Annotated in this window: 18 protein-coding genes; 8 read left to right on the top strand and 10 right to left on the bottom strand. The window is 53.1% G+C overall.

Going from position 1 to position 22,419, the window contains the following annotated elements; translation table 11 throughout:
* Positions 1-23: 23 nt before the first annotated feature.
* The 9 genes from SK34_RS09295 to acuI all read right to left on the bottom strand — a co-directional run bounded on the left by SK34_RS09295 (position 24) and on the right by acuI (position 8,534).
* A complete protein-coding gene (locus tag SK34_RS09295) occupies positions 24-800 on the bottom strand; it encodes a carbonic anhydrase (RefSeq protein ID WP_048232890.1) in 777 nt (258 codons plus the stop codon).
* Between the two features lie 128 nt (positions 801-928).
* Positions 929-1,810: a 50S ribosomal protein L11 methyltransferase gene (gene prmA / locus SK34_RS09290; RefSeq protein ID WP_003839878.1), complete on the bottom strand. Its 882-nt coding sequence runs from the start codon at positions 1,808-1,810 to the stop codon at positions 929-931.
* Positions 1,811-1,821: 11 nt separating this feature from the next.
* Entirely contained in the window at positions 1,822-3,273 is a 1,452-nt protein-coding gene (panF, locus tag SK34_RS09285; protein ID WP_003839880.1) for a sodium/pantothenate symporter, read from the bottom strand.
* Positions 3,263-3,505 carry a YhdT family protein gene (locus SK34_RS09280; RefSeq protein ID WP_003025216.1) on the bottom strand — a complete coding sequence of 81 codons (243 nt, stop codon included), beginning with the start codon at positions 3,503-3,505 and terminating at the stop codon, positions 3,263-3,265. Before SK34_RS09280 ends, panF begins: the two co-directional genes overlap by 11 nt.
* Positions 3,506-3,612: 107 nt before the next feature.
* On the bottom strand, positions 3,613-4,962 hold the full coding sequence (accC, locus tag SK34_RS09275) for an acetyl-CoA carboxylase biotin carboxylase subunit (RefSeq protein ID WP_003025213.1): 1,350 nt from the start codon (positions 4,960-4,962) through the stop codon (positions 3,613-3,615).
* 10 nt (positions 4,963-4,972) lie between these two features.
* Positions 4,973-5,443 carry an acetyl-CoA carboxylase biotin carboxyl carrier protein gene (accB, locus tag SK34_RS09270; RefSeq protein ID WP_003025210.1) on the bottom strand — a complete coding sequence of 157 codons (471 nt, stop codon included), beginning with the start codon at positions 5,441-5,443 and terminating at the stop codon, positions 4,973-4,975.
* A 392-nt stretch (positions 5,444-5,835) separates the two neighbouring features.
* Positions 5,836-6,435: a protein-methionine-sulfoxide reductase heme-binding subunit MsrQ gene (msrQ, locus tag SK34_RS09265; RefSeq protein ID WP_016151071.1), complete on the bottom strand. Its 600-nt coding sequence runs from the start codon at positions 6,433-6,435 to the stop codon at positions 5,836-5,838.
* Positions 6,436-7,440 (bottom strand): protein-methionine-sulfoxide reductase catalytic subunit MsrP, encoded by a 1,005-nt coding sequence (msrP, locus tag SK34_RS09260; protein WP_016151070.1) that lies wholly within the window; start codon positions 7,438-7,440, stop codon positions 6,436-6,438.
* A 119-nt stretch (positions 7,441-7,559) separates the two neighbouring features.
* Positions 7,560-8,534: an acrylyl-CoA reductase (NADPH) gene (gene acuI, locus SK34_RS09255; RefSeq protein ID WP_016151069.1), complete on the bottom strand. Its 975-nt coding sequence runs from the start codon at positions 8,532-8,534 to the stop codon at positions 7,560-7,562.
* Positions 8,535-8,759: 225 nt separating this feature from the next.
* Here acuI and csrD point away from each other — a divergent pair, with 225 nt between their 5' ends.
* The 8 genes from csrD to tldD all read left to right on the top strand — a co-directional run bounded on the left by csrD (position 8,760) and on the right by tldD (position 21,222).
* Positions 8,760-10,700: an RNase E specificity factor CsrD gene (gene csrD, locus SK34_RS09250; protein ID WP_048232888.1), complete on the top strand. Its 1,941-nt coding sequence runs from the start codon at positions 8,760-8,762 to the stop codon at positions 10,698-10,700.
* A gap of 306 nt (positions 10,701-11,006) precedes the next feature.
* Entirely contained in the window at positions 11,007-12,050 is a 1,044-nt protein-coding gene (mreB, locus tag SK34_RS09245; RefSeq protein WP_000913396.1) for a rod shape-determining protein MreB, read from the top strand.
* A gap of 66 nt (positions 12,051-12,116) precedes the next feature.
* Entirely contained in the window at positions 12,117-13,139 is a 1,023-nt protein-coding gene (gene mreC, locus SK34_RS09240; RefSeq protein WP_003844819.1) for a rod shape-determining protein MreC, read from the top strand.
* Positions 13,140-13,628, top strand: a complete 489-nt coding sequence (gene mreD / locus SK34_RS09235) for a rod shape-determining protein MreD (protein ID WP_003025196.1) — start codon at positions 13,140-13,142, stop codon at positions 13,626-13,628. It abuts the gene before it with no gap.
* A 7-nt stretch (positions 13,629-13,635) separates the two neighbouring features.
* Positions 13,636-14,229: a Maf family protein gene (locus tag SK34_RS09230; protein WP_003839891.1), complete on the top strand. Its 594-nt coding sequence runs from the start codon at positions 13,636-13,638 to the stop codon at positions 14,227-14,229.
* Entirely contained in the window at positions 14,219-15,688 is a 1,470-nt protein-coding gene (gene rng, locus SK34_RS09225) for a ribonuclease G (RefSeq protein WP_003025190.1), read from the top strand. Before SK34_RS09230 ends, rng begins: the two co-directional genes overlap by 11 nt.
* Before the next feature lie 111 nt (positions 15,689-15,799).
* The gene (gene yhdP / locus SK34_RS09220) at positions 15,800-19,615 is read left to right on the top strand and encodes an AsmA2 domain-containing protein YhdP (protein WP_048232886.1); all 3,816 of its coding nucleotides are present in this window, start codon (positions 15,800-15,802) and stop codon (positions 19,613-19,615) included.
* A 161-nt stretch (positions 19,616-19,776) separates the two neighbouring features.
* Positions 19,777-21,222, top strand: coding sequence for a metalloprotease TldD (gene tldD / locus SK34_RS09215; protein ID WP_003025183.1), 1,446 nt, complete (start codon positions 19,777-19,779; stop codon positions 21,220-21,222).
* Between the two features lie 86 nt (positions 21,223-21,308).
* On the opposite strand, the gene aaeR is transcribed toward tldD, so the two are convergent.
* The gene (aaeR, locus tag SK34_RS09210; protein ID WP_003839896.1) at positions 21,309-22,238 is read right to left on the bottom strand and encodes an HTH-type transcriptional activator AaeR; all 930 of its coding nucleotides are present in this window, start codon (positions 22,236-22,238) and stop codon (positions 21,309-21,311) included.
* Positions 22,239-22,419 lie beyond the last annotated feature (181 nt).

The raw sequence follows: 22,419 nt of genomic DNA, 5'->3' as shown, positions 1-22,419 counted from the left end.
CATTGTGTGATCGCTACCTCATTTTAGTACAGGATCTCGGTATCCCCAGAATAGCTGTCCGTAATCTTGCGTTCATTCAACGGCTGCAGCGGGCGATTGTTTGCAGGCCCAACAATGTAGTGAAATTTATCCAACTGTTCGGCTGAAAGAGCAACAGGCGTTTTCAGGACAGCCCAGGTGACGCCTTCGGTGCAGGGTGGCGTTGTTAACGAACCACGGTAGCGCCAGTAGGTTTTATTGTCGGGTAAAAGCTGATTGATATTAACTGGTGAGAAGATGGGCATACTGCTGTCTTCCATGGCTGGAAAGGACTCCCACAAATTTTGAATCGCCTGGTTCGGTTCGCCGACGTCAAACATAACCGCCACGATAGCGATGTCTCCGGATTGATTTTTGTGGAGCAGCTGCAGCTCCAGCGGATAGGTTTTACCGTTGAGGGCATGTTCACTCGGGGCGTGGAATTCAAATTGTTTTAAATAATAAAGCGTTTCATCAATTTCAATGGAATTAGATGTATAGCTACTCATCGTTGCCTGCAACGTATGGTTAATGCTCCGAAATCTAGTTGGGCCATCGACGTACTGCATGTTGAGCGCGGGAAGACCGAGTTTACTGGTTGTGGTGGTCTGGATGTCTATGGGGGATTGGTTTATGCCTGTCTGGCACGTTGCATACGCTTTGCTGATTTCTCCCCACCGTGCGGGGCCATTTTCTTCGGTATATCCCCATGGTACGGCCAGCGTGGTCAGTGGCATCAGGCATGCTGCCAGCAAAGTTGTTGTAAAACAGTTGAAACGCATACGTTTACTCAATGAAAATCAATATAAAAAATAACAAAATCAATTGATTATTATATCGCTGAGGAAAGTGTCGGTATGCTGGTCTATTGTCTGAAAATGGCGTGGTCAGATAACCACGCCGGAAGGGATTATTTTTTCTGGCCGGTAATGCGACACCACTCTTCTTTCTCAATAACCGGATCGAGCGTAAAGAGATCGGCATAGGCTTCACAGACGCTTTCCGCCTGGCTGGCAAGAATACCAGAAAGCCCCAGCAAACCGCCTTCTACGGGCAGTACGCTGATTAAAGGAGCCAGTTCACGTAATGGGCCAGCAAGGATGTTGGCGACCACCACGTCGGCTTTCATCGCCTCTGGCTGGTCTTTCGGCAGATAAAGCTCCAGACGCTCAGAAACACCATTACGCTGGGCGTTATCACGGCTGGCCTGAATCGCTTGCGGATCGATATCCACGCCAATGGCTTTCGCCGCACCCAGTTTCAGTGCCGCAATGGCAAGAATGCCGGAGCCGCAGCCAAAGTCGATAACCGTTTTACCGTTAAGATCAAGACCGTCCAGCCATTGCAGGCACAGAGAGGTGGTGGGGTGCGTGCCTGTACCAAACGCCAGACCCGGGTCCAGCATCACGTTGACAGCATTCTCATCCGGGACATCGCGCCAGCTCGGGCAAATCCACAAACGTTCGCCAAAGCGCATCGGGTGGAAGTTATCCATCCATTCGCGTTCCCAGTCTTTGTCTTCGAGCTGTTCGATTTTATGCACGAAGCCTTCACCCAGCAGCGGATGCTGTTCCAGGATGGCAACAACTTCTTTCATGTCGGTTTCTGCATCGAACAAGCCGATAACGTCGGTATCACCCCACAGGCGAGTCTCGCCCGGCAGAGGTTCAAATACCGGCGTATCATGCGTATCCTGGAAAGTAATGGAAACGGAGCCCGCTTCCATCAGCGCATCGCTCAACTCTTCAGCGTTGGCACCGGTCGTGTTCAGTTTCAGTTGGATCCATGGCATGGCAAAACTCTTTATTTATCAGTAGTCAATATGGCGACTTGCGGGACGGCGGAACCGAAACGGTTGCCGATCAGGAAAGCCAGCAAGCTTATCAGTAACGAGGGCACGATTGGATGGAAGCCCAGGAACTGAACGTTAAAGGTGGCGAGTAAAGCATAAAGCACGCCGCCGACAATCATCGCGCTCAATGCGCCTGACGCGTTTGCCCGCTCCCAGTAGAGGCCCAGCACCAGCGGCCACAGGAAGACGGCTTCCAGCCCGCCAAACGCCAGCAGATTCAGCCAGATAATCATCTCTGGTGGTTTCCAGGCGGCCAGCAACAGTAACGCGCCCAGCAATAGGGTAATCACTGCTGACATGCGCTTCAGCCGGGTTTCATTTTTAAGCTGTTCCGGACGAAGGTTCAGGTACAGATCCTTAATGATCGTAGCGGAACTTTGCAGCAATTGGGCATTGATCGTCGACATGATCGCGGCCATGGGAGCCGCAAGGAAGATCCCGGCAGCGATCGGCGGCAAGACTTTGACCATCAGCGTAGGGATAACCAGGTCTGGTACCGTCAGGTCAGGGATTACCGCCCGTCCCAGAGCACCCGCCAGATGCATACCAAACATCAGGATCGCCACCACTATGGTGCCGATGATAATGCCGCGGTGTACCGCTTTACTGTCTTTATAAGAGATGCAGCGTACCGCCGTATGCGGCAGGCCAATTACGCCAAAACACACCAATACCCAAAATGAGGTCATAAACGTGGGTGACAAAATGTCATCAGCGCCCTGCGGCGAGACCAGTTTAGGATCGATAGTCTGCAGGGTTACCACCGCATTGCTAAGGCCACCGGCAGCATGGACGACGCCGACCAGCAAAACGATAGTTCCAATCAGCATCACCATACCCTGCATGGTATCGTTCAGTACACTGGCGCGAAATCCGCCGAACGCCGTATACAATGCGATACTGACGCCAAAAATCAGCAATCCAGTTTCGTAAGGAATGCCCGCTGCGGTTTCAAGCAGACGTGCGCCGCCAATAAACTGTACGGTCATTGCTCCGACAAACGCGACCAGCAGGCTGAGACTCGCCAGCCACACCAGCAGGCGGCTCTGGTAGCGCGCAAACAGCATATCGTTGAGGGTAACAGCATTATAACGACGCGCCAGAATCGCGAATTTCTTACCAAGAATCCCCAATGAGAGCCAGACGGCAGGCAACTGGATCATCGCCAGCAGCACCCATCCCAGTCCGTATTTGTAAGCAGCGCCAGGACCGCCAATAAACGAGCTGGCGCTAATGTAGGTTGCCGTTAGCGTCATCGCTAACACGACCCCGCCCATGGAACGGCTGCCAAGGAAATATTCATTCAGGAAGGTACCGGTCACTCTCTTACGCATGGCGTAAACAGAAAGACCGAAGACCACCAGAAGATAGGCGACCAGCGGTAAAATAACTTCAAGCTGCATCGTCATCCTCCAACGAAATGTCGCGATAGATAAACTTCACCATCGCCCAGCACAGCACGATGAAAACCAGCGGCGTTAGCAGGCAGGCCATTTCGAACCAGTGCGGTAAGCCGGTAAAACCCAGCGTTGAATCAGGTAAGTAAGCGGTCACTAACCATGTAACCAGATATAAAAGGGTTAGCCACAGCGCCCAGCGCGCCTCTTTATGGGCCTGAACAAAACGAGCGTCCATTTTTTGTCCCTTGTGGATAAAGAAAGCGGGGATTGTACCTTATGGCACGTGCGGGAGGGGAGAAAAACAAAAGGCCGGAATTTCCGGCCTTTTTGGTTAACGCACGCTTACTTTTCCTGAAGTCCGAGTTTTTTCTCCAGATAGTGGATATTGGTTCCACCGTGCTGGAAGTGCTCGTCATTCATGATACGGATCTGCAGGTCAACGTTGGTTTTGATACCGTCGATGATCAGTTCCTGCAAGGCGTTTTTCATACGGGCGATAGCGACGTCGCGGTTTTCGCCATAGCAGATCAGCTTACCGATCATTGAGTCATAGTACGGAGGTACGGTGTAGCCTGCGTAAATATGAGACTCCCAACGCACACCAAAACCACCCGGCGCGTGGAAACGCGTGATTTTACCCGGGCTTGGCAGGAAGGTGTTCGGGTCTTCGGCATTGATACGGCATTCTACCGCATGGCCTTTAACCACAACTTCGTCCTGCTTGATGGACAGCGGTTGACCCGCTGCGATGCGCAGTTGCTCTTTGATCAGGTCAACGCCGGTGATCATTTCGGTTACCGGGTGTTCAACCTGAATACGGGTGTTCATCTCAATGAAGTAGAACTCGCCGTTTTCGAACAGGAACTCGAAAGTACCCGCCCCGCGATAGCCGATATCAACACAGGCTTTGGCGCAACGCTCGCCGATGTAGCGACGCAGTTCCGGAGTAATGCCCGGTGCAGGTGCTTCTTCGACAACTTTCTGGTGACGACGCTGCATGGAGCAGTCACGCTCTGCCAGATAAATTGCGTTACCCTGACCGTCTGCCAGCACCTGAATCTCAATGTGGCGTGGGTTTTCCAGGTACTTCTCCATGTAAACCATGTCGTTGTTGAAAGCCGCTTTCGCTTCCGCTTTGGTCATGGAGATGGATTGTGCCAGTTCGGCATCGCTGCGCACGACGCGCATACCGCGACCGCCGCCGCCGCCGGAGGCTTTGATGATAACCGGATAACCGATGCGTTTAGCATGAGCGCGGTTAGCGTCCATGTCATCACCCAGCGGGCCGTCAGAGCCTGGGACTGTTGGTACACCTGCTTTCTTCATCGCGGTGATTGCGGACACTTTGTCACCCATCAGGCGGATGGTGTCGGCTTTCGGGCCGATGAAGATAAAGCCGGAACGTTCTACCTGTTCAGCAAAGTTGGCGTTCTCAGAGAGGAAGCCATAACCCGGGTGAATTGCCACCGCGCCAGTGATTTCAGCAGCGCTAATGATAGCCGGGATGTTCAGATAGCTTTTTACGGATGCTGCCGGGCCAATACAGACCGTCTCATCCGCCAGCAATACGTGTTTTAAATCGCGATCCGCGCTTGAATGCACCGCGACAGTCTTGATGCCCAGTTCTTTACAGGCACGAAGAATACGCAAGGCAATCTCGCCGCGGTTGGCGATAACAATTTTATCCAACATGTTCGCCTCGTTATTCGATGACGACCAGCGGCTCGTCAAATTCTACCGGTTGACCGCTTTCTACCAGAATCGCTTTAACTACGCCGGATTTGTCGGCTTCGATCTGGTTCATCATTTTCATGGCTTCAACGATGCACAGGGTATCGCCCGCATTCACTTTCTGGCCGATTTCGATGAACGCTTTCGCATCCGGGCTCGGGGTGCGGTAGAACGTACCAACCATTGGGGAGCGTACGATGTGACCACTGATTTCCGCTGCTGCCGGAGCTTCCATACTTGGAGAGGCAGTTTGTGCGACAGCGTTAGACAGAGCTGGCTGCTGCATCACTGGTGCAGCATAAGCCTGTTGCATCATCGGAAAACTTGCAGCTGGCGCTGCACGGCTGATGCGTACAGATTCTTCGCCTTCAGAAATTTCCAGTTCGGAGATGCCTGATTCTTCAACCAGCTCGATCAGTTTTTTAATCTTACGAATATCCATGAGTGGGTTCCGTACTCTTTGTTTAGTGAGATTGTGACAAGCGTTTTACCGCCGTCTGTATAGCATTTTTATAACAGTGAGTGACAAGATGCCACGCATCTCAGGCGCTGCACTGGGTGCTGCTGCCATTAAATGAGATTGCCAGACTTGTTAGTCATTGTGCGGCTATCTTCTGCCATTTTCGGGTAAAAGACAAAATATACCTTCAATATGCGATTGTCACCCTTTCAGCGCTTTAAAAACGCTACCGGGGATAGCAAAGTCGCACATTATAACTATTTCGTAGCAATTGGCAGCTAAATACTGGTCTTATCAGGGAAGATAATCAACCGTTAACATGTAAAGAAAATCGGATCGTCCGTGTTTTGCAACGCACTGCACATAACGTGAAACTACCGCCACCACTGGCGAAACTTCTTGTAACGGCACGCTAACAGCACCGCCGCGAGCGCTGCATAAATAATCGGTTGAGGGGAGATAATTTTTACCGACCACAGATAATGTATGGGTGCCAGGATCGCCACAAGATAGACGAAGTTGTGCAGATACTGCCATTTTTTACCCAGCATTCTCTGTGCAGCTTGCGTAGACGTTAAGGTGAGGGCGAATAATATGACCCAGCTAGCAATGCCCAATGTTAAATAAGGTCGCGTAAGTAATTCGCGCCCTAATAACGCCAGATTATTAATGCCCAGCTCCAGTAACGCGTAGCTGGTTAAATGCAGCGTTGCCCAGGCGAAACACCATAGCCCTAACAGACGACGTGTGCGTATCAATAATGGCTGTTTAGCGTAGCGCGTGAGTGGAGAGACCAGCAAGGTCGCCAGCAAGAATTTCAGAGCTGTCCTACCGGTAAAGTGCTGGATATCTTTGACCGGATCGGCGCTCAGGCCGCCGTGATTTACCGCCCAAAATAGCCAGATAAACGGCAATAATCCGGCAAGATGCAGGCAAACTTTCAGCCTGATAATGTGCTTTGCGGTCAGACGCACTTAAAAATTCTCCTGCAAATTGAGTCCGCGATACAGTGATGCAACCTCTTCGGCATAGCCGTTAAACATCAGCGTGGGCTGACGCTGTACGTCCAGGATACCGCCTGCGCCAATAAAACGCTCAGTGGCCTGGGACCAGCGGGGGTGATCGACATGCGGATTCACGTTGGCATAAAATCCGTATTCATTGGGCGCGGCCAGATTCCAGGTTGTCGGAGGGCGTTCGCGCGTGAGTTTGATACTCACGATCGACTTAATGCCTTTAAATCCATATTTCCACGGCACAATTAAGCGAATGGGCGCGCCATTTTGTGGCGGAAGGGCCTTACCATAAACCCCCACAGTAAGCAGTGTGAGTGGGTGCATTGCTTCATCCAGACGCAGTCCTTCAACATAGGGATATTTTAGCCCGCCGCCAATAAAGCGATCTTTCTGTCCCGGCATATCATCCGGTGCGTACAGCGTTTCGAACGCGACATACTTTGCGTTGCTGGTGGGTTCAACCTGCGCCAGCAGTTTATGTAACGGAAAGCCGATCCACGGCACGACCATTGACCAGGCTTCCACGCAGCGCATCCGATAAATCCGTTCTTCCAGCGGGAAACGGGCGGTCAGCGAATCGTGATCGAGGGTGAGTGGTTTTGCCACCTCGCCACTGATTTGCAACGTCCACGGATCGGTTTTCAGGCTGCCTGCATTGGCTGCCGGATCCGCTTTATCGAGACCGAACTCGTAGAAGTTGTTGTAGCCAGAAACCTTATCCGCAGGCGTTAAAGGAAGTGAATTTTGCCAGGCGGAGGGCTTACTGAAATCAAGCGGCTTACCTGCAGGTGCGGGCGGGCGGTCATTACCCTTAAACCAACTCAGAAGGTCAGCCTGAGCAGAGTGGGGTAAAGACAACGCGGCTGCGCTGATCCCTAGTGCTTTCAGCACCTGGCGACGCTGCATAAAAAAAGCCGACTCGTCAGTGATGTCGGCTTCTGTAAATGGACGTAATTTCTTCATAACAGACTCCCGGCTTACGCGTCATAACTGACAGGGGACGCGTAGTTAATATGGCAGGGAGTCTGTAGATGTGCCGCGAAATTTGGTTAATTAAGTGTAAATTTCTGCGCCAGGGCCTGTTACTTCACCTTCACCAGCGTACGGCCTTGCACCTGGTTATTGATGATGGCATCGGCGAACTTCGGCGCATCCGCCAGCGTAATTTCCGTTGCCGCCTGGGCATAGAAAGATTCCGGCAGATCCTTAACCAGACGCGCCCAGGCCTCTGCACGGCGTGCCGGCGGGGTCATCACCGAGTCCACTCCTTGCAAACGAACGTTACGCAGAATGAATGGCATCACCGTGGTCGGCAGAGCGAAACCACCCGCCAGGCCGCAGGCGGCAACGCAGCCACCGTAGTTCATCTGCGCCAGAACTTTTGCCAGAACTTTGTCGCCAACGGTATCCACCGCGCCAGCCCACAGCTGTTTTTCCAGCGGACGAGACTCGGCAAACTCATCGCGGCCAAGAATACGGTTAGCGCCCAGGCTTTTCAGGTAGTCGTGGGTGCTTTCACGGCCCGAAACCGCCGCAACCTGATAACCCAGCTTATGCAGTAACGCAACGGCTGTGCTGCCCACGCCGCCGCTGGCGCCGGTGACGACAATTTCACCGTCTTGCGGGCGAATACCTGCATCTTCAAGCGCCATTACGCACAGCATAGCGGTAAAGCCGGCGGTACCGATGACCATGGCTTTACGCCCATCCAGTCCTTTTGGCAGCGCAACCAGCCAGTCGCCTTTCACGCGTGCGCGCTCTGCCAGTCCACCCCAATGATTTTCACCCACGCCCCAGCCGGTCAGTAACACTTCCTGACCCGCATGAAAACGGGGATCTTCGCTTGCACGCACGGTACCGGCGAAATCGATACCAGGAATCATCGGAAAATTACGAATGATTTTACCCTTGCCAGTGATAGCCAGAGCATCTTTATAGTTCAGGCTTGACCAGTGGATATCCACCGTAACATCGCCTTCAGGTAGCTGATTTTCGTCGAGGGGTTGAACGGATGCGAGGGTTTTTCCGTCCTGCTGTTCTAAGATCAAAGCCTGCATAACCTGTCCTCAATTCGTATAGTGGATTGGAAAATTATTAATGAAGACTATACTCGCTAATCAAAACATGATGCCGATTCTGCGCAATAAATTGCCAGATATACCTGATTTGGTAGTATGCCCACACTGTATGTATAAATGGACGGATTTTGCGTTCAGTTTTGCATTTTTGGGTCGCTTTATCACTTTCAGGCCTGTTTCATAACTGTCGGAGTTAACACAAGGATGCGATTAACGACGAAATTTTCAGCTTTTGTCACGCTGCTTACTGGGTTAACGATCTTCGTGACTCTGATCGGCTGTTCGCTGAGTTTCTATAACGCTATTCAATATAAGTTCACCACGCGCGTGCAGGCGGTCGCGACGGCGATTGATACGCATCTGGTCTCCAGAGATGTCGTTGCGTTAACCCCGCAAATCGATGAGCTGATGGTTTCTGTTGATATCGTGCGCATCGAACTGTTGCAGGGCGAACACGTGGTGTATGACCACTCGCGCACCAGTAGCTACCGACCGGCAGGGACGAACAATCTCTACCGCGAGATCACCGTACCGTTGGTCAAGCATCCGGGCATGTCATTGCGTCTGGTTTATCAGGATCCGATGGGTAACTATTTCCATTCGCAGCTGACCACCGCACCGCTCACGATAGCCATTGCTTTCATTATTCTGATGCTCTTTTTGTCTGTGCGCTGGCTTCAGCGCCAGCTTTCGGGTCAGGAGCTGCTGGAGATTCGTTCCACACGTATTCTGAACGGCGAACGTGGGCCAAACGTGCGGGGAACGGTCTATGAATGGCCTGCGCGCACCAGCAGTGCGCTCGATATGCTGCTGACTGAAATTCAAAATGCTCGCGAGCAACGCAGCCGCCTGGATACGCTGATTCGTTCCTATGTCGCGCAGGATACAAAAACTGGGCTAAGTAACCGCCTGTTCTTTGATAACCAACTGGCCACGCTGCTGGAAGATCAGGAAAAAGTAGGCTCGCATGGCGTCGTGATGATGGTACGCCTGCCGGACTTTACGCTGCTGCGCGATAGCTGGGGAATCACCCTCGCGGAAGAACAAATCTCGACGCTGATCAATTTGTTGTCGACTTTTATGACGCGCTATCCGGGCGCGTTGCTGGCGCGCTACCACCGTAGCGATTTTGCCATCCTGCTGCCACACCGCACGTTGAAAGAGGCGGAAAGTATTGCCGGGCAATTATTAAAAGCGGTAGATGCACTTCCGGCTAATAAAATGATCGATCGTGCCGATATGGTTCATATTGGCATTTGCGTTTGCCGCAGCGGTCAGTCGCCGGAGCAAGTGATGGATCATGCTGAAGCAGCCACGCGGAATTCGGTATTGCAGGGCGGAAATAGCTGGTCGGTCTATGATGACTCGCTGCCGGAAAAAGGTCGGGGCAACGTACGCTGGCGAACGCTGATCGAACAGATGCTCAGCCGGGGCGGGCCGAGAATTTATCAAAAGCCTGCAGTAACCCGTGAAGGGCGGGTGCACCATCGGGAGCTGATGTGCCGTATTTTTGATGGTAACGAAGAGGTCATTTCGGCGGAATATATGCCGATGGTCCTTCAATTTGGCCTGGCTGAAGAGTATGACCGTTTGCAGATAAGCCGTCTGACCCTGCTTTTGGGTTACTGGCCGCAGGAAAATCTGGCGATGCAGATAACGGTTGAATCGCTTATTCGCCCACGTTTTCAGCGCTGGCTGCGTGATACGCTGATGCAGTGCGAAAAATCATTACGCAAACGCATAATTATTGAACTTGCTGAGGCAGATGTCTGTCAACATATCAGCCGGTTACAGCCCGTCATCAGATTGATGAATGCGCTGGGCGTGCGTATTGCCGTTACGCAGGCGGGGTTAACGCTGGTGAGCACCAGTTGGATTAAAGAGCTTAACGTTGAGTTATTGAAGCTGCATCCAAGTCTGGTGAGGAACATTGATAAGCGAACGGAAAATCAGCTTCTGGTTCAAAGCCTGGTGGAGGCCTGTTCGGGAACACCCACGCAGGTTTACGCTACGGGCGTACGTTCGCGTAGTGAGTGGCATACGCTGACAGAACGCGGAGTTGCGGGTGGGCAAGGGGATTTTTTTGCTGCATCACAACCACTTGACACTAACGTGAAAAAATATTCGCAAAGATACTCGGTTTAACCTGCCGTTTAATTTGTTTTCACGTAGAATAACGCGCGCTGTGCCTTCTGGGGGTGTGCTTGCCTGCTCGCCAGGTTGTAACAGCAAACATGCAGGTGAATGACCTTTGACAGGTTGCAAACAAAAGCGAGGAGTGCTGCTGATTTATTCAGCCCTGATGGACTCAGGCCGGTTTTGTAACAAAGGAAACGAACTGCACTAATTTTCACCGTAGCAGATGATTTTTGCGCCTTGTCGCTGCTGCGTGTGGTTGGTAAAGTAAGCGGATTTTGTTTTCCGCCCCAGCTTTCAGGATTATCCCTTAGTATGTTGAAAAAATTTCGTGGCATGTTTTCCAATGACCTGTCCATTGACCTGGGTACCGCGAATACCCTTATTTATGTAAAAGGACAAGGCATCGTATTGAATGAGCCTTCTGTTGTGGCCATTCGTCAGGATCGTGCCGGTTCGCCGAAAAGCGTGGCTGCAGTAGGTCATGATGCGAAGCAGATGCTGGGTCGTACGCCGGGCAATATCGCTGCAATTCGCCCAATGAAAGACGGCGTTATCGCTGACTTCTTCGTGACTGAAAAAATGCTCCAGCACTTTATCAAGCAAGTGCACAGCAATAGCTTCATGCGCCCAAGCCCGCGCGTACTGGTGTGTGTACCGGTTGGAGCAACTCAGGTTGAACGCCGTGCGATCCGTGAATCAGCTCAGGGCGCAGGTGCTCGTGAAGTCTTCCTGATCGAAGAGCCGATGGCGGCTGCGATCGGTGCGGGTCTGCCAGTTTCTGAAGCAACCGGTTCAATGGTTGTTGATATCGGTGGTGGTACCACTGAAGTTGCCGTTATCTCCCTGAACGGCGTGGTTTACTCCTCTTCTGTTCGTATTGGCGGCGACCGCTTTGATGAAGCCATCATTAATTATGTTCGTCGTAACTACGGTTCTCTGATCGGTGAAGCGACCGCAGAACGTATTAAACACGAGATCGGTTCCGCTTATCCGGGCGACGAAGTGCGCGAAATCGAAGTTCGCGGTCGTAACCTGGCTGAAGGCGTTCCGCGCGGCTTTACCCTGAACTCCAACGAGATTCTGGAAGCCCTGCAGGAACCGCTGACCGGTATCGTTAGCGCGGTAATGGTTGCACTGGAACAGTGCCCGCCGGAACTGGCGTCTGACATCTCCGAACGCGGTATGGTGCTGACCGGTGGCGGTGCGCTGCTGCGTAACCTTGACCGTCTGTTAATGGAAGAAACCGGTATTCCAGTTGTTGTTGCTGAAGATCCGCTGACCTGCGTGGCGCGCGGTGGCGGCAAGGCGCTGGAAATGATCGACATGCACGGCGGCGACCTGTTCAGCGAAGAGTAATCGGATGCAGGTTGGGTAGCCCCCGCGGGTTGCCCTTCCGCTCTGATACGAGAATACGCATAGACTATGAAGCCAATTTTTAGCCGTGGCCCTTCGCTACAGATTCGCCTTATTCTGGCGGTGCTGGTGGCGCTCGGCGTTATTATTGCCGACAGCCGCTTGGGTACGTTTAGTCAAATCCGAACGTACATGGATACCGCCGTCAGTCCTTTCTACTTTATCTCAAATGGTCCTCGTGAATTACTTGACGGCGTGTCGCAAACGCTGGCTTCGCGTGACCAACTCGAACTTGAAAACCGGGCATTGCGTCAGGAACTGCTGCTGAAAAATAGCGAACTGCTGATGCTGGGGCAATACAAACAGGAGAACGCGCGTTTGCGCGAGCTGCTGGGATCGCCATTGCGTCAGGACGAACAAAAGATGGTGACGCAAGTCATCTCAACGGTTAATGACCCTTACAGCGATCAGGTGGTGATCGACAAAGGGAGCGTTAACGGCGTCTACGAAGGTCAGCCGGTTATTAGTGACAAAGGCGTTGTGGGTCAGGTCGTGGCGGTGGCTAAACTGACGAGCCGCGTGCTGCTGATTTGCGATGCGACGCATGCGCTGCCCATTCAGGTTCTGCGTAACGATATTCGCGTGATCGCTGCGGGTAACGGCTGCACTGACGATCTTCAGCTCGAACACCTGCCGGCCAATACCGACATTCGCGTTGGCGATGTGCTGGTCACCTCGGGTCTGGGCGGACGTTTCCCTGAAGGTTATCCGGTTGCTGTTGTTTCTTCCGTTAAGCTGGACACTCAGCGCGCTTATACCGTGATTCAGGCTCGCCCGACCGCGGGTCTGCAGCGTTTGCGCTATCTGTTGCTGTTGTGGGGTGCCGATCGTAATGGCGCGAACCCGATGACGCCGGAAGAAGTACACCGCGTTGCCAATGAACGTCTGATGCAAATGATGCCGCAAGTTCTGCCAGCACCAGATGCCATGGGGCCGCCTGCGCCAGTGCCAACTCCTGCAACAGGTGTGACTTCTGCGCCTGTGGATACCACGCCGCCACAACCTGCTCCGCGTAAGCCGGGAGGACAGTAAGTGGCAAGCTATCGTAGCCAGGGACGTTGGGTGATTTGGCTCTCGTTCCTTATTGCACTGTTGCTGCAAGTCATGCCCTGGCCGGATGACATTCTGGTTTTCCGGCCAAACTGGGTACTGCTCATCTTGTTGTATTGGATCCTGGCGCTGCCGCATCGCGTAAATGTGGGCACGGGATTTGTGGTGGGTGCCATACTGGATCTCATCAGCGGCTCCACGCTTGGCGTGCGCGCATTGTCGATGAGTATCATTGCTTATCTGGTCGCGCTGAAATTCCAGCTATTCCGAAACCTCGCGCTCTGGCAACAGGCGCTGGTGGTCATGTTGTTATCACTGGTCGTGGATATTATTGTTTTCTGGGCCGAGTTTTTAGTGATCAACGTCTCTTTCAGACCTGAAGTGTTCTGGAGTAGTGTAGTGAATGGCGTGCTTTGGCCATGGCTATTCTTACTGATGCGTAAAGTCCGTCAGCAGTTTGCGGTGCAATAAGGTTGATATGAATACTCTGTATCTTGCTTCAGGTTCTCCACGTCGTCAGGAGTTGCTCGCTCAGCTTGGTGTTACGTTTGAACGACTGATCCCTGGGATTGAAGAACAGCGGCACCCGCAGGAAAGTGCGCAGCAGTACGTTTCCCGTCTGGCGCGCGAAAAAGCGCAGGCTGGTGTAGCGCTGGCACCGCGCGATTTGCCGGTATTGGGTGCGGATACCATCGTTATCCTTAATGGCGAAGTGCTGGAAAAACCGCACGACGCTGCCCACGCCGCAGCAATGCTGCGCAAACTGTCGGGCAAAACGCATCAAGTTATGACGGCCGTGGCACTGGCCGATTGCCAGCACAGTCTGGACTGCCTGGTAGTGACGGAAGTGACATTCAGAGCACTAACCGATGAGGACATCGCGGGTTATGTTGCCAGCGGTGAACCAATGGATAAAGCAGGTGCATACGGTATTCAAGGGTTGGGTGGCTGTTTTGTCAGGAAGATAAATGGCAGCTATCACGCCGTAGTCGGCTTACCGCTGGTAGAAACGTATGAGTTGCTGACCAATTTTAACGCACTGCGTGAGAAAAGGGATAAACATGACGGCTGAATTGTTGGTAAACGTAACGCCATCGGAAACTCGGGTGGCTTACATTGATGGCGGTATTCTGCAGGAAATTCATATTGAACGTGAGGCGCGACGCGGAATCGTAGGCAATATCTACAAAGGTCGTGTAAGTCGTGTACTTCCGGGTATGCAGGCGGCTTTTGTAGATATTGGACTGGATAAAGCCGCATTTCTTCACGCTTCTGACATCATGCCGCACACCGAATGCGTGGCGGGTGAAGAACAAAAACAGTTCACCGTACGCGACATTTCTGAACTGGTGCGCCAGGGTCAGGATCTGATGGTGCAGGTGGTAAAAGATCCTTTGGGAACGAAGGGCGCACGCCTGACGACGGACATCACGCTTCCTTCCCGTTATCTCGTTTTTATGCCGGGGGCCTCGCACGTTGGCGTATCCCAACGTATCGAAAGCGAAACGGAACGCGAACGTCTGAAAAAAGTGGTGGCGGATTACTGCGATGAGCAGGGTGGCTTCATCATTCGCACGGCGGCAGAAGGCGTATGCGAAGAGGATCTGGCCTCGGATGCTGCCTACCTGAAGCGCGTCTGGACAAAAGTCATGGAGCGTAAAAAGCGCCCGCAAACGCGCTACCAGATGTACGGTGAACTGGCACTGGCACAGCGCGTGTTGCGTGACTTTGCTGATGCGCAGCTTGACCGCATCCGCGTCGACTCCCGTCTGACCTATGAGGCGTTACTGGAATTTACGGCGGAATATATCCCCGAGATGACCAGCAAGCTGGAACATTACAGCGGGCGTCAGCCTATTTTTGATCTCTTTGACGTAGAGAATGAAATCCAGCGCGCGCTGGAACGCAAGGTTGAGCTGAAGTCCGGCGGTTATCTGATCATCGATCAAACTGAAGCTATGACCACCGTCGACATCAATACCGGCGCGTTTGTTGGGCATCGTAATCTCGACGACACTATCTTTAATACTAATATTGAAGCAACGCAGGCCATTGCTCGTCAGCTGCGTCTGCGTAACCTCGGCGGCATTATCATTATCGATTTTATCGACATGAATAATGAAGATCACCGTCGCCGGGTGCTGCACTCCCTGGAGCAGGCTCTGAGCAAGGATCGTGTAAAAACCAGCATTAACGGTTTTTCACAGCTGGGCCTGGTGGAGATGACGCGCAAACGCACACGTGAAAGCGTGGAACATGTATTGTGCAACGAGTGTCCAACCTGCCATGGGCGTGGTACGGTGAAAACGGTGGAAACCGTATGTTATGAAATCATGCGCGAAATCGTGCGGGTACACCATGCATATGACTCCGATCGTTTCCTGGTTTATGCCTCTCCGGCAGTGGCTGAAACCCTGAAAGGTGAAGAGTCACATGCGCTGGCGGAGGTTGAGATCTTTGTCGGCAAACAGGTCAAAGTACAAATCGAACCGCTGTATAACCAGGAGCAGTTCGACGTCGTCATGATGTAAATCGTGTAGTGGCACCCGCGCATGTAGGCCGGATAAGGCGCAAGCGCCGTCATCCGGCAATATTCACTCAAGGGGTGTGAGTCATATTTTTTGGTAGACAAGGAGAGGTGCGTGAGGCGATTGCCGGGGATATTACTGCTCACTGGAGCCGCATTCGTTGTCATCGCAGCGCTGCTGGTCAGTGGACTGCGCCTTGCGTTACCTCATCTTGATAGCTGGCGTCCAGCCATTCTTGGCAAGATTGAATCCGCTACAGGTCTACCTGTTTCCGCCAGTCAGCTTTCTGCCAGCTGGCAAAATTTCGGTCCTACGCTTGAAGCGCGTAATATCCAAGCGCAGCTAAAAGATGGGGGAGAATTTTCGGTAAAACGCGTCACGCTGGCGCTGGATGTCTGGCAAAGTTTGCTGCACATGCGTTGGCAGTTTCGCGATCTCACCTTTTGGCAACTGCAGTTGCGCACCAATACTCCTATCCAGCGTAGCGAAGGCGGAGATGGAATTGAAACCGACCATCTCAGCAATCTCTTCCTGCGTCAGTTTGATCATTTCGATCTACGCGACAGTCATATCAGCTTTATAACCCTCTCAGGCCAACGTGCTGAACTGGCGATCCCACAGCTTACCTGGCTGAACAATAAAAATCGGCATCGCGCCGAGGGTCAGGTCAGCCTCTCCAGCCTGACCGGACAGCACGGCGTTATGCAGGTGAGGATGGATCTGCGCGACGATAATGGGCTATTGAATAATGGTCGGGTCTGGTTGCAGGCAGACGACATTGACGTCAAACCGTGGTTGGGCAAATGGATGCAGGATAATGTCGCGCTACAAACCGCGCGTTTTAGCCTGGAAGCATGGATGACGATCAGCAAAGGCGTCGTTTCTGGTGGCGATGTCTGGCTGAAAAAAGGTGGAGCAAGTTGGCTGGGTGAAAATCGTACGCACACGCTCTCCGTCGATAATCTGACGGCGCACATCAGCCGTGAAGAGGCGGGCTGGCAATTCTCTATTCCCGATACTCGTATTACCATGGATGATAAACCCTGGCCGAGCGGTGCATTAACGCTGGCATGGATCCCTGAGCAGGAAGTCGGTGGCGAGAATAACAAACGCAGCGACGAGTTACGCATTCGCGCCAGCAATCTGGAACTGGCCGGGTTAGAAGGTCTGCGCCCGATGGCGTCCAGGTTATCACCAGCGTTGGGTGATATCTGGCGGGCCACGCAGCCAAGCGGCAAGATCGATGTGTTGGCGCTGGATATCCCGTTACAGGCGACAGAAAAAACCCGCTTCCTGTCCTCGTGGACCGATTTGGCCTGGAAACAGTGGAAGCTGCTGCCGGGGGCAGAACATTTCTCCGGTACGCTTGCGGGCAGCGTTGAAAATGGGGCGCTCACCGCCTCCATGAAGCAAGCCAAAATGCCGTATGAAACTGTCTTCCGCGCGCCGCTGGAAATAGAGAACGGCGTGGCGACGCTAAGCTGGCTGAAAAATGATAAAGGTTTTCAGTTAGATGGGCGCAACATCGATGTTAAAGCGAAAGCGGTACGCGCACGCGGTGGTTTTCGCTATCTGCAGCCCACTGGAGATGAACCGTGGTTAGGCATTCTGGCTGGCATTAGCACCGACGACGGCTCTCAGGCCTGGCGCTATTTCCCGGAAAACTTGATGGGCAAAGAGCTGGTTGACTACCTCAGCGGCGCTATTCAGGGCGGCGAAGCGGATAACGCCACGCTGGTGTATGGCGGTAACCCGCATCTGTTCCCGTATCTGCACAACGAAGGGCAATTTCAGGTTCTGGTGCCGCTACGTAACGCGAAATTTGCTTTCCAGCCCGACTGGCCTGCGCTAACCGATCTCAATATTGAACTGAACTTCATTAACGATGGTCTGTGGATGAAGACGGATAGCGTCAATTTAGGCGGCGTGAAGGCCAGTAACCTGACGGCTAATATTCCCGACTATGCTAAAGAAAAACTGCTGATTGATGCCGATATCAACGGGCCGGGCAAGGCGGTCGGACCTTATTTTGATGAGACGCCGTTGAAGGACTCCCTCGGCGCTACGCTTGAGCAGTTGCAGATTGACGGCGATGTGAATGCTCGCTTACATCTGGATATTCCGCTAGACGGCTCGCTGGTTACCGCCAAAGGCGATGTCAACCTGCGTAATAACAGCCTGTTTATTAAACCGCTCGACAGCACGCTGAAGAATTTGAATGGTAAATTCAGCTTTATCAACGGCGATCTGAAGAGCGAGCCGATGACGGCGAACTGGTTTAATCAGCCGCTGAACGTCGACTTCTCCACCACCGAAGGGGCGAAAGCCTATCAGGTAGCCGTGAACCTGCAAGGCGACTGGCAGCCAACCCGCATGGGGATTTTACCAGCGCAGGTCAACGATGCCTTAAGCGGCAGCATGGCGTGGAATGGCAAGGTGGGTATCGATCTTCCGTATCATGCCGGACCGACCTACGACATTGAGCTTAAAGGCGACCTGAAGAATGTAAGTAGCCACTTACCTGCTCCGCTGAATAAGGCAGCCGGTGAGGCATTACCGGTGAACGTTAAGGCCAACGGCAATCTGCGCAGTTTTGAAGTGACCGGCAACGCGGGCAGTAAGAACCACTTTAACAGCCGCTGGTTGCTGAATCAGAAACTGACGCTTGACCGCGCAATCTGGACGTCGGAAAGCCGTACCGTGCCCGCGTTACCCGATCAGCAAGGCATTGAGCTTAACCTTCCCCCTATGGATGGCGCGCAATGGCTGGCGTTGTTCCAGAAAGGCGCAGCAGATAACGTTGGCACCAACGCCAACTTCCCGCAGCGCATCACGGTGCGTACGCCATCGTTATCCCTGGGCGGTCAGCAGTGGAATAACTTGAGTATCGTGTCTGAGCCTGCGAGCAATGGCTCCATCGTGCAGGCGCAGGGACGTGAAATTAATGCCACGCTGGCTATGCGCAATAATGCGCCGTGGCTGGCCAATATTAAGTATCTTTATTACAACCCCAGCGCGGCGAAAGCGTCGCCGACGAAAGCACCACTGAATAGTACTCCAGCCTCGCCGTTTTCCGCCGTGGGCAACGTCAGCTTCCACGGCTGGCCGGATGTTCAGTTACGCTGTGCCGAGTGCTGGATGTGGGGACAGAAATACGGGCGCATTGACGCCGATGTGGCGATTAAAGGCGACACGCTAACGCTGAGTAACGGTCTGTTGGATACAGGCTTTGCCAGACTGACCACCGATGGTGTGTGGGTGAACGCGCCGGGCAAAGAACGAACGTCACTGAAGGGTAAACTGAGCGGCAGTAAAATTGACTCCGCTGCCAGTTTCTTTGGCGTATCGACCCCGATTCGTAACTCTTCGTTCAACGTGGAGTATGACCTGCACTGGCGTAACCCGCCATGGGATCCAGATGAAGCTTCGCTGAATGGGATTTTGCGTACCCGGTTGGGCAAAGGTGAGCTTACTGAACTCAGCACCGGACATGCGGGGCAACTATTGCGACTGCTGAGCTTTGATGCGTTGCTGCGTAAACTGCGTTTTGATTTTAGCGATACTTTCAGCGAAGGTTTCTATTTCGACTCGATTCGCAGCACGGCCTGGATCAAAGATGGCGTGATGCATACCGATGACACGCTGGTGGACGGTCTGGAGGCAGACATTGCGATGAAAGGCTCGGTGAACCTGGTGCGCCGGGAGCTGGATATGGAAGCCATTGTCGCGCCGGAAATTTCTGCCACCGTAGGCGTTGCCGCTGCGTTTGCTGTCAATCCAATTGTCGGCGCGGCGGTGTTTGCTGCCAGTAAGGTTCTGGGACCATTGTGGAGCAAAGTGTCGATTCTGCGTTATCGCATCACCGGTCCGGTCGATAAGCCGCAGATTAACGAAGTTCTGCGTCAGCCGCGCAAAGAAAGCCAGCAATAATTTGACGGGGGCGAGTAATTGCCCCAATCTCAACATAGATCCTCTACCGCAGTCCGTAGGCCGGATAAGGCGTTCACGCCGCCATCCGGCATTGAAGTGCCTGATGGCGACGCTGGCGCGTTTTATCAGGCCTACAACAGTAACTAATGAGTAGCAAAACGATGAGTCTGAACCTGGTAAGTGAACAATTGCTAGCGGCAAATGGCCTGAAACATCAGGATCTGTTTGCCATCCTGGGCCAACTGGCCGAACGCCGTCTTGATTACGGCGATCTCTATTTTCAGTCGAGCTATCACGAATCCTGGGTTTTAGAAGACCGCATCATTAAAGATGGTTCTTACAATATCGATCAGGGCGTTGGCGTGCGCGCCATCAGCGGCGAAAAAACAGGGTTTGCCTATGCAGACCAGATTAGCCTGCTGGCGCTGGAGCAGAGTGCTCATGCTGCCCGTACTATCGTGCGTGACAGCGGTGACGGCAAAGTAAAAACGCTGGGAGCTGTGGAGCATCAGGCACTTTACACCTCGGTTGATCCCCTGCAGAGCATGAGCCGCGAAGAGAAACTGGATATTCTGCGCCGCGTAGACAGCGTGGCGCGTGCCGCCGACAAGCGCGTCCAGGAAGTAACCGCCAGCCTGACCGGTGTTTATGAACTGATCCTGGTAGCAGCGACCGACGGTACGCTGGCCGCTGACGTTCGCCCGCTGGTACGCCTGTCCGTAAGCGTACAGGTGGAAGAGGACGGTAAGCGCGAGCGCGGCGCCAGCGGTGGCGGCGGTCGTTTTGGCTATGACTATTTCCTGGGCGACCTTGATGGTGAAGTTCGTGCTGACGCATGGGCGAAAGAAGCCGTACGCATGGCGTTGGTTAATCTCTCAGCGGTAGCTGCGCCTGCTGGTACGCTGCCGGTAGTACTCGGCGCTGGCTGGCCTGGCGTTCTGCTGCATGAAGCGGTCGGTCATGGTCTGGAAGGCGACTTTAACCGCCGTGGTACCTCGGTATTCAGCGGTCACATGGGTGAGCTGGTAGCGTCAGAACTGTGCACCGTTGTGGATGATGGCACAATGGCGGACCGTCGTGGCTCTGTGGCTATTGATGATGAAGGCACGCCGGGTCAGTACAACGTGCTGATCGAAAACGGTATTCTGAAAGGCTACATGCAGGACAAACTGAATGCGCGCCTGATGGGCGTTGCGCCAACGGGTAACGGTCGCCGCGAATCTTACGCGCACCTGCCGATGCCACGTATGACCAACACCTATATGCTGCCGGGGAAATCTACGCCGCAGGAAATCATCGAATCCGTTGAATACGGTATTTATGCGCCTAACTTCGGCGGCGGCCAGGTGGATATCACCTCCGGAAAATTTGTGTTCTCTACGTCTGAAGCATATCTGATTGAAAACGGTAAAGTCACCAAACCGGTGAAAGGCGCGACGCTGATTGGCTCTGGTATCGAAGCGATGCAGCAGATTTCGATGGTGGGTAACGACCTGAAACTGGATAACGGGGTTGGCGTGTGCGGTAAAGAAGGGCAGAGCCTGCCGGTGGGCGTGGGCCAGCCCACGCTGAAGGTGGATAACCTGACCGTGGGTGGCACCGCATAACATCATGATGTATGCCCGATAAGCACCAGTGCGATCGGGCATCTTTCCGGATGCGGCGTCAATGCCTTATCCGGCCTATACTTTTTTTATTTCTCTTTTCCCCGACCGTACATTCCCTGAAACAACTGCGCTACATCGACAAAATAGTCTGTCAGATAGTTAATCACCACCTGCACCTTGAGCGGCAATTTGTCTTTTTCGGTATACAGCGCATAGACCGGACGAGGATCCGACTGGTAGCGGGGAAGCAGAATCTCCACTTCGCCACGATTGATCTCATTGATCACCCACATCAGCGGTACATAGGCAATGCCCGCGCCTGCGGCCAGCCAGCGCACCAATGTCATCGGATCGTTAGTCACAAAACGACCCTCTGGGATCAGGCGGGTGGAAATTCCTTCCGGAGCGATAAGCTCGAATTCATTATCCGGGCGCACGCTGTATTCCAGCCACGAGTGGTTGCTGAGATCGGCAGGTTTCTCCGGGGTGCCAAACTGTGCGAGATAGCTTTTCGCCGCGCAGACCACCATCGGCATAGCCCCCAAACGGCGTGAAAACAGGCTGGAGTCCTGCAACGCGCCGACGCGGATAACCACGTCCAGACCATCAGCGATTAAATCCGGGGCCGGGATGCCGGTCACCAGATTTACCGTCAATCCCGGATACTCTTTCAGCATCGTGGCGGTTAATCCGGCGAGGACATTTTGTGCCATAGTTGAAGAACAGCCAATGCGCAGAGTGCCGATGGGCGTGTTGTTAAAGGCATAGAGTTGCTCGTGAACATCCTGCGCTTCGTGCAGCATTCTCCGGCAGCCCTGATAATATATTTTACCGGCTTCAGTTAGCCCAATGCTACGCGTGCTGCGGTTTAGCAGCTTGACTTGTAGCTCATCTTCCAGTTTTGAGACCGTCTGGCTTATCGATGAAACGCTCATTTGTAGCTGTCTTGCGGCGGCAGTGAAGGAGCCCATTTCGACAACTTTGGCGAACACCGACATACGTTTTAATCGTTCCATTGTTCACTCTGGCTTAAAAGTGATTTAGATCACATAATATAGATAACAGCATAACAGTTACGTTAATATATTATTATTCAAATAACGGCTATGTCGCTCTCGCCTGGCTCATCCTTGCCCTTCTCTGCGGTGACATACGCTAGAAAATCTATCATCTGCACTCTCTTACGTTACCAAGGTC

Source organism: Citrobacter sp. MGH104 (assembly GCF_001034485.1).
In the GTDB taxonomy this organism is placed as follows: Bacteria; Pseudomonadota; Gammaproteobacteria; order Enterobacterales; family Enterobacteriaceae; genus Citrobacter; species Citrobacter freundii.
Note: the sequence above shows the minus strand (reverse complement) of the source record. Positions and strands in the feature narration are given on the sequence as shown.

Bases quoted from the DNA above. Each gene is read 5' to 3' on its own strand.
- accC (WP_003025213.1), bottom strand. From the start codon at position 4,962: ATGTTGGATAAAATTGTTATCGCCAACCGCGGCGAGATTGCCTTGCGT.
- mreB (WP_000913396.1), top strand. From the start codon at position 11,007: ATGTTGAAAAAATTTCGTGGCATGTTTTCCAATGACCTGTCCATTGAC.
- accB (WP_003025210.1), bottom strand. From the start codon at position 5,443: ATGGATATTCGTAAGATTAAAAAACTGATCGAGCTGGTTGAAGAATCA.
- SK34_RS09295 (WP_048232890.1), bottom strand. From the start codon at position 800: ATGCGTTTCAACTGTTTTACAACAACTTTGCTGGCAGCATGCCTGATG.
- tldD (WP_003025183.1), top strand. From the start codon at position 19,777: ATGAGTCTGAACCTGGTAAGTGAACAATTGCTAGCGGCAAATGGCCTG.
- msrP (WP_016151070.1), bottom strand. From the start codon at position 7,440: ATGAAGAAATTACGTCCATTTACAGAAGCCGACATCACTGACGAGTCG.
- prmA (WP_003839878.1), bottom strand. From the start codon at position 1,810: ATGCCATGGATCCAACTGAAACTGAACACGACCGGTGCCAACGCTGAA.
- acuI (WP_016151069.1), bottom strand. From the start codon at position 8,534: ATGCAGGCTTTGATCTTAGAACAGCAGGACGGAAAAACCCTCGCATCC.
- mreC (WP_003844819.1), top strand. From the start codon at position 12,117: ATGAAGCCAATTTTTAGCCGTGGCCCTTCGCTACAGATTCGCCTTATT.
- panF (WP_003839880.1), bottom strand. From the start codon at position 3,273: ATGCAGCTTGAAGTTATTTTACCGCTGGTCGCCTATCTTCTGGTGGTC.
- rng (WP_003025190.1), top strand. From the start codon at position 14,219: ATGACGGCTGAATTGTTGGTAAACGTAACGCCATCGGAAACTCGGGTG.
- SK34_RS09280 (WP_003025216.1), bottom strand. From the start codon at position 3,505: ATGGACGCTCGTTTTGTTCAGGCCCATAAAGAGGCGCGCTGGGCGCTG.
- csrD (WP_048232888.1), top strand. From the start codon at position 8,760: ATGCGATTAACGACGAAATTTTCAGCTTTTGTCACGCTGCTTACTGGG.
- SK34_RS09230 (WP_003839891.1), top strand. From the start codon at position 13,636: ATGAATACTCTGTATCTTGCTTCAGGTTCTCCACGTCGTCAGGAGTTG.
- aaeR (WP_003839896.1), bottom strand. From the start codon at position 22,238: ATGGAACGATTAAAACGTATGTCGGTGTTCGCCAAAGTTGTCGAAATG.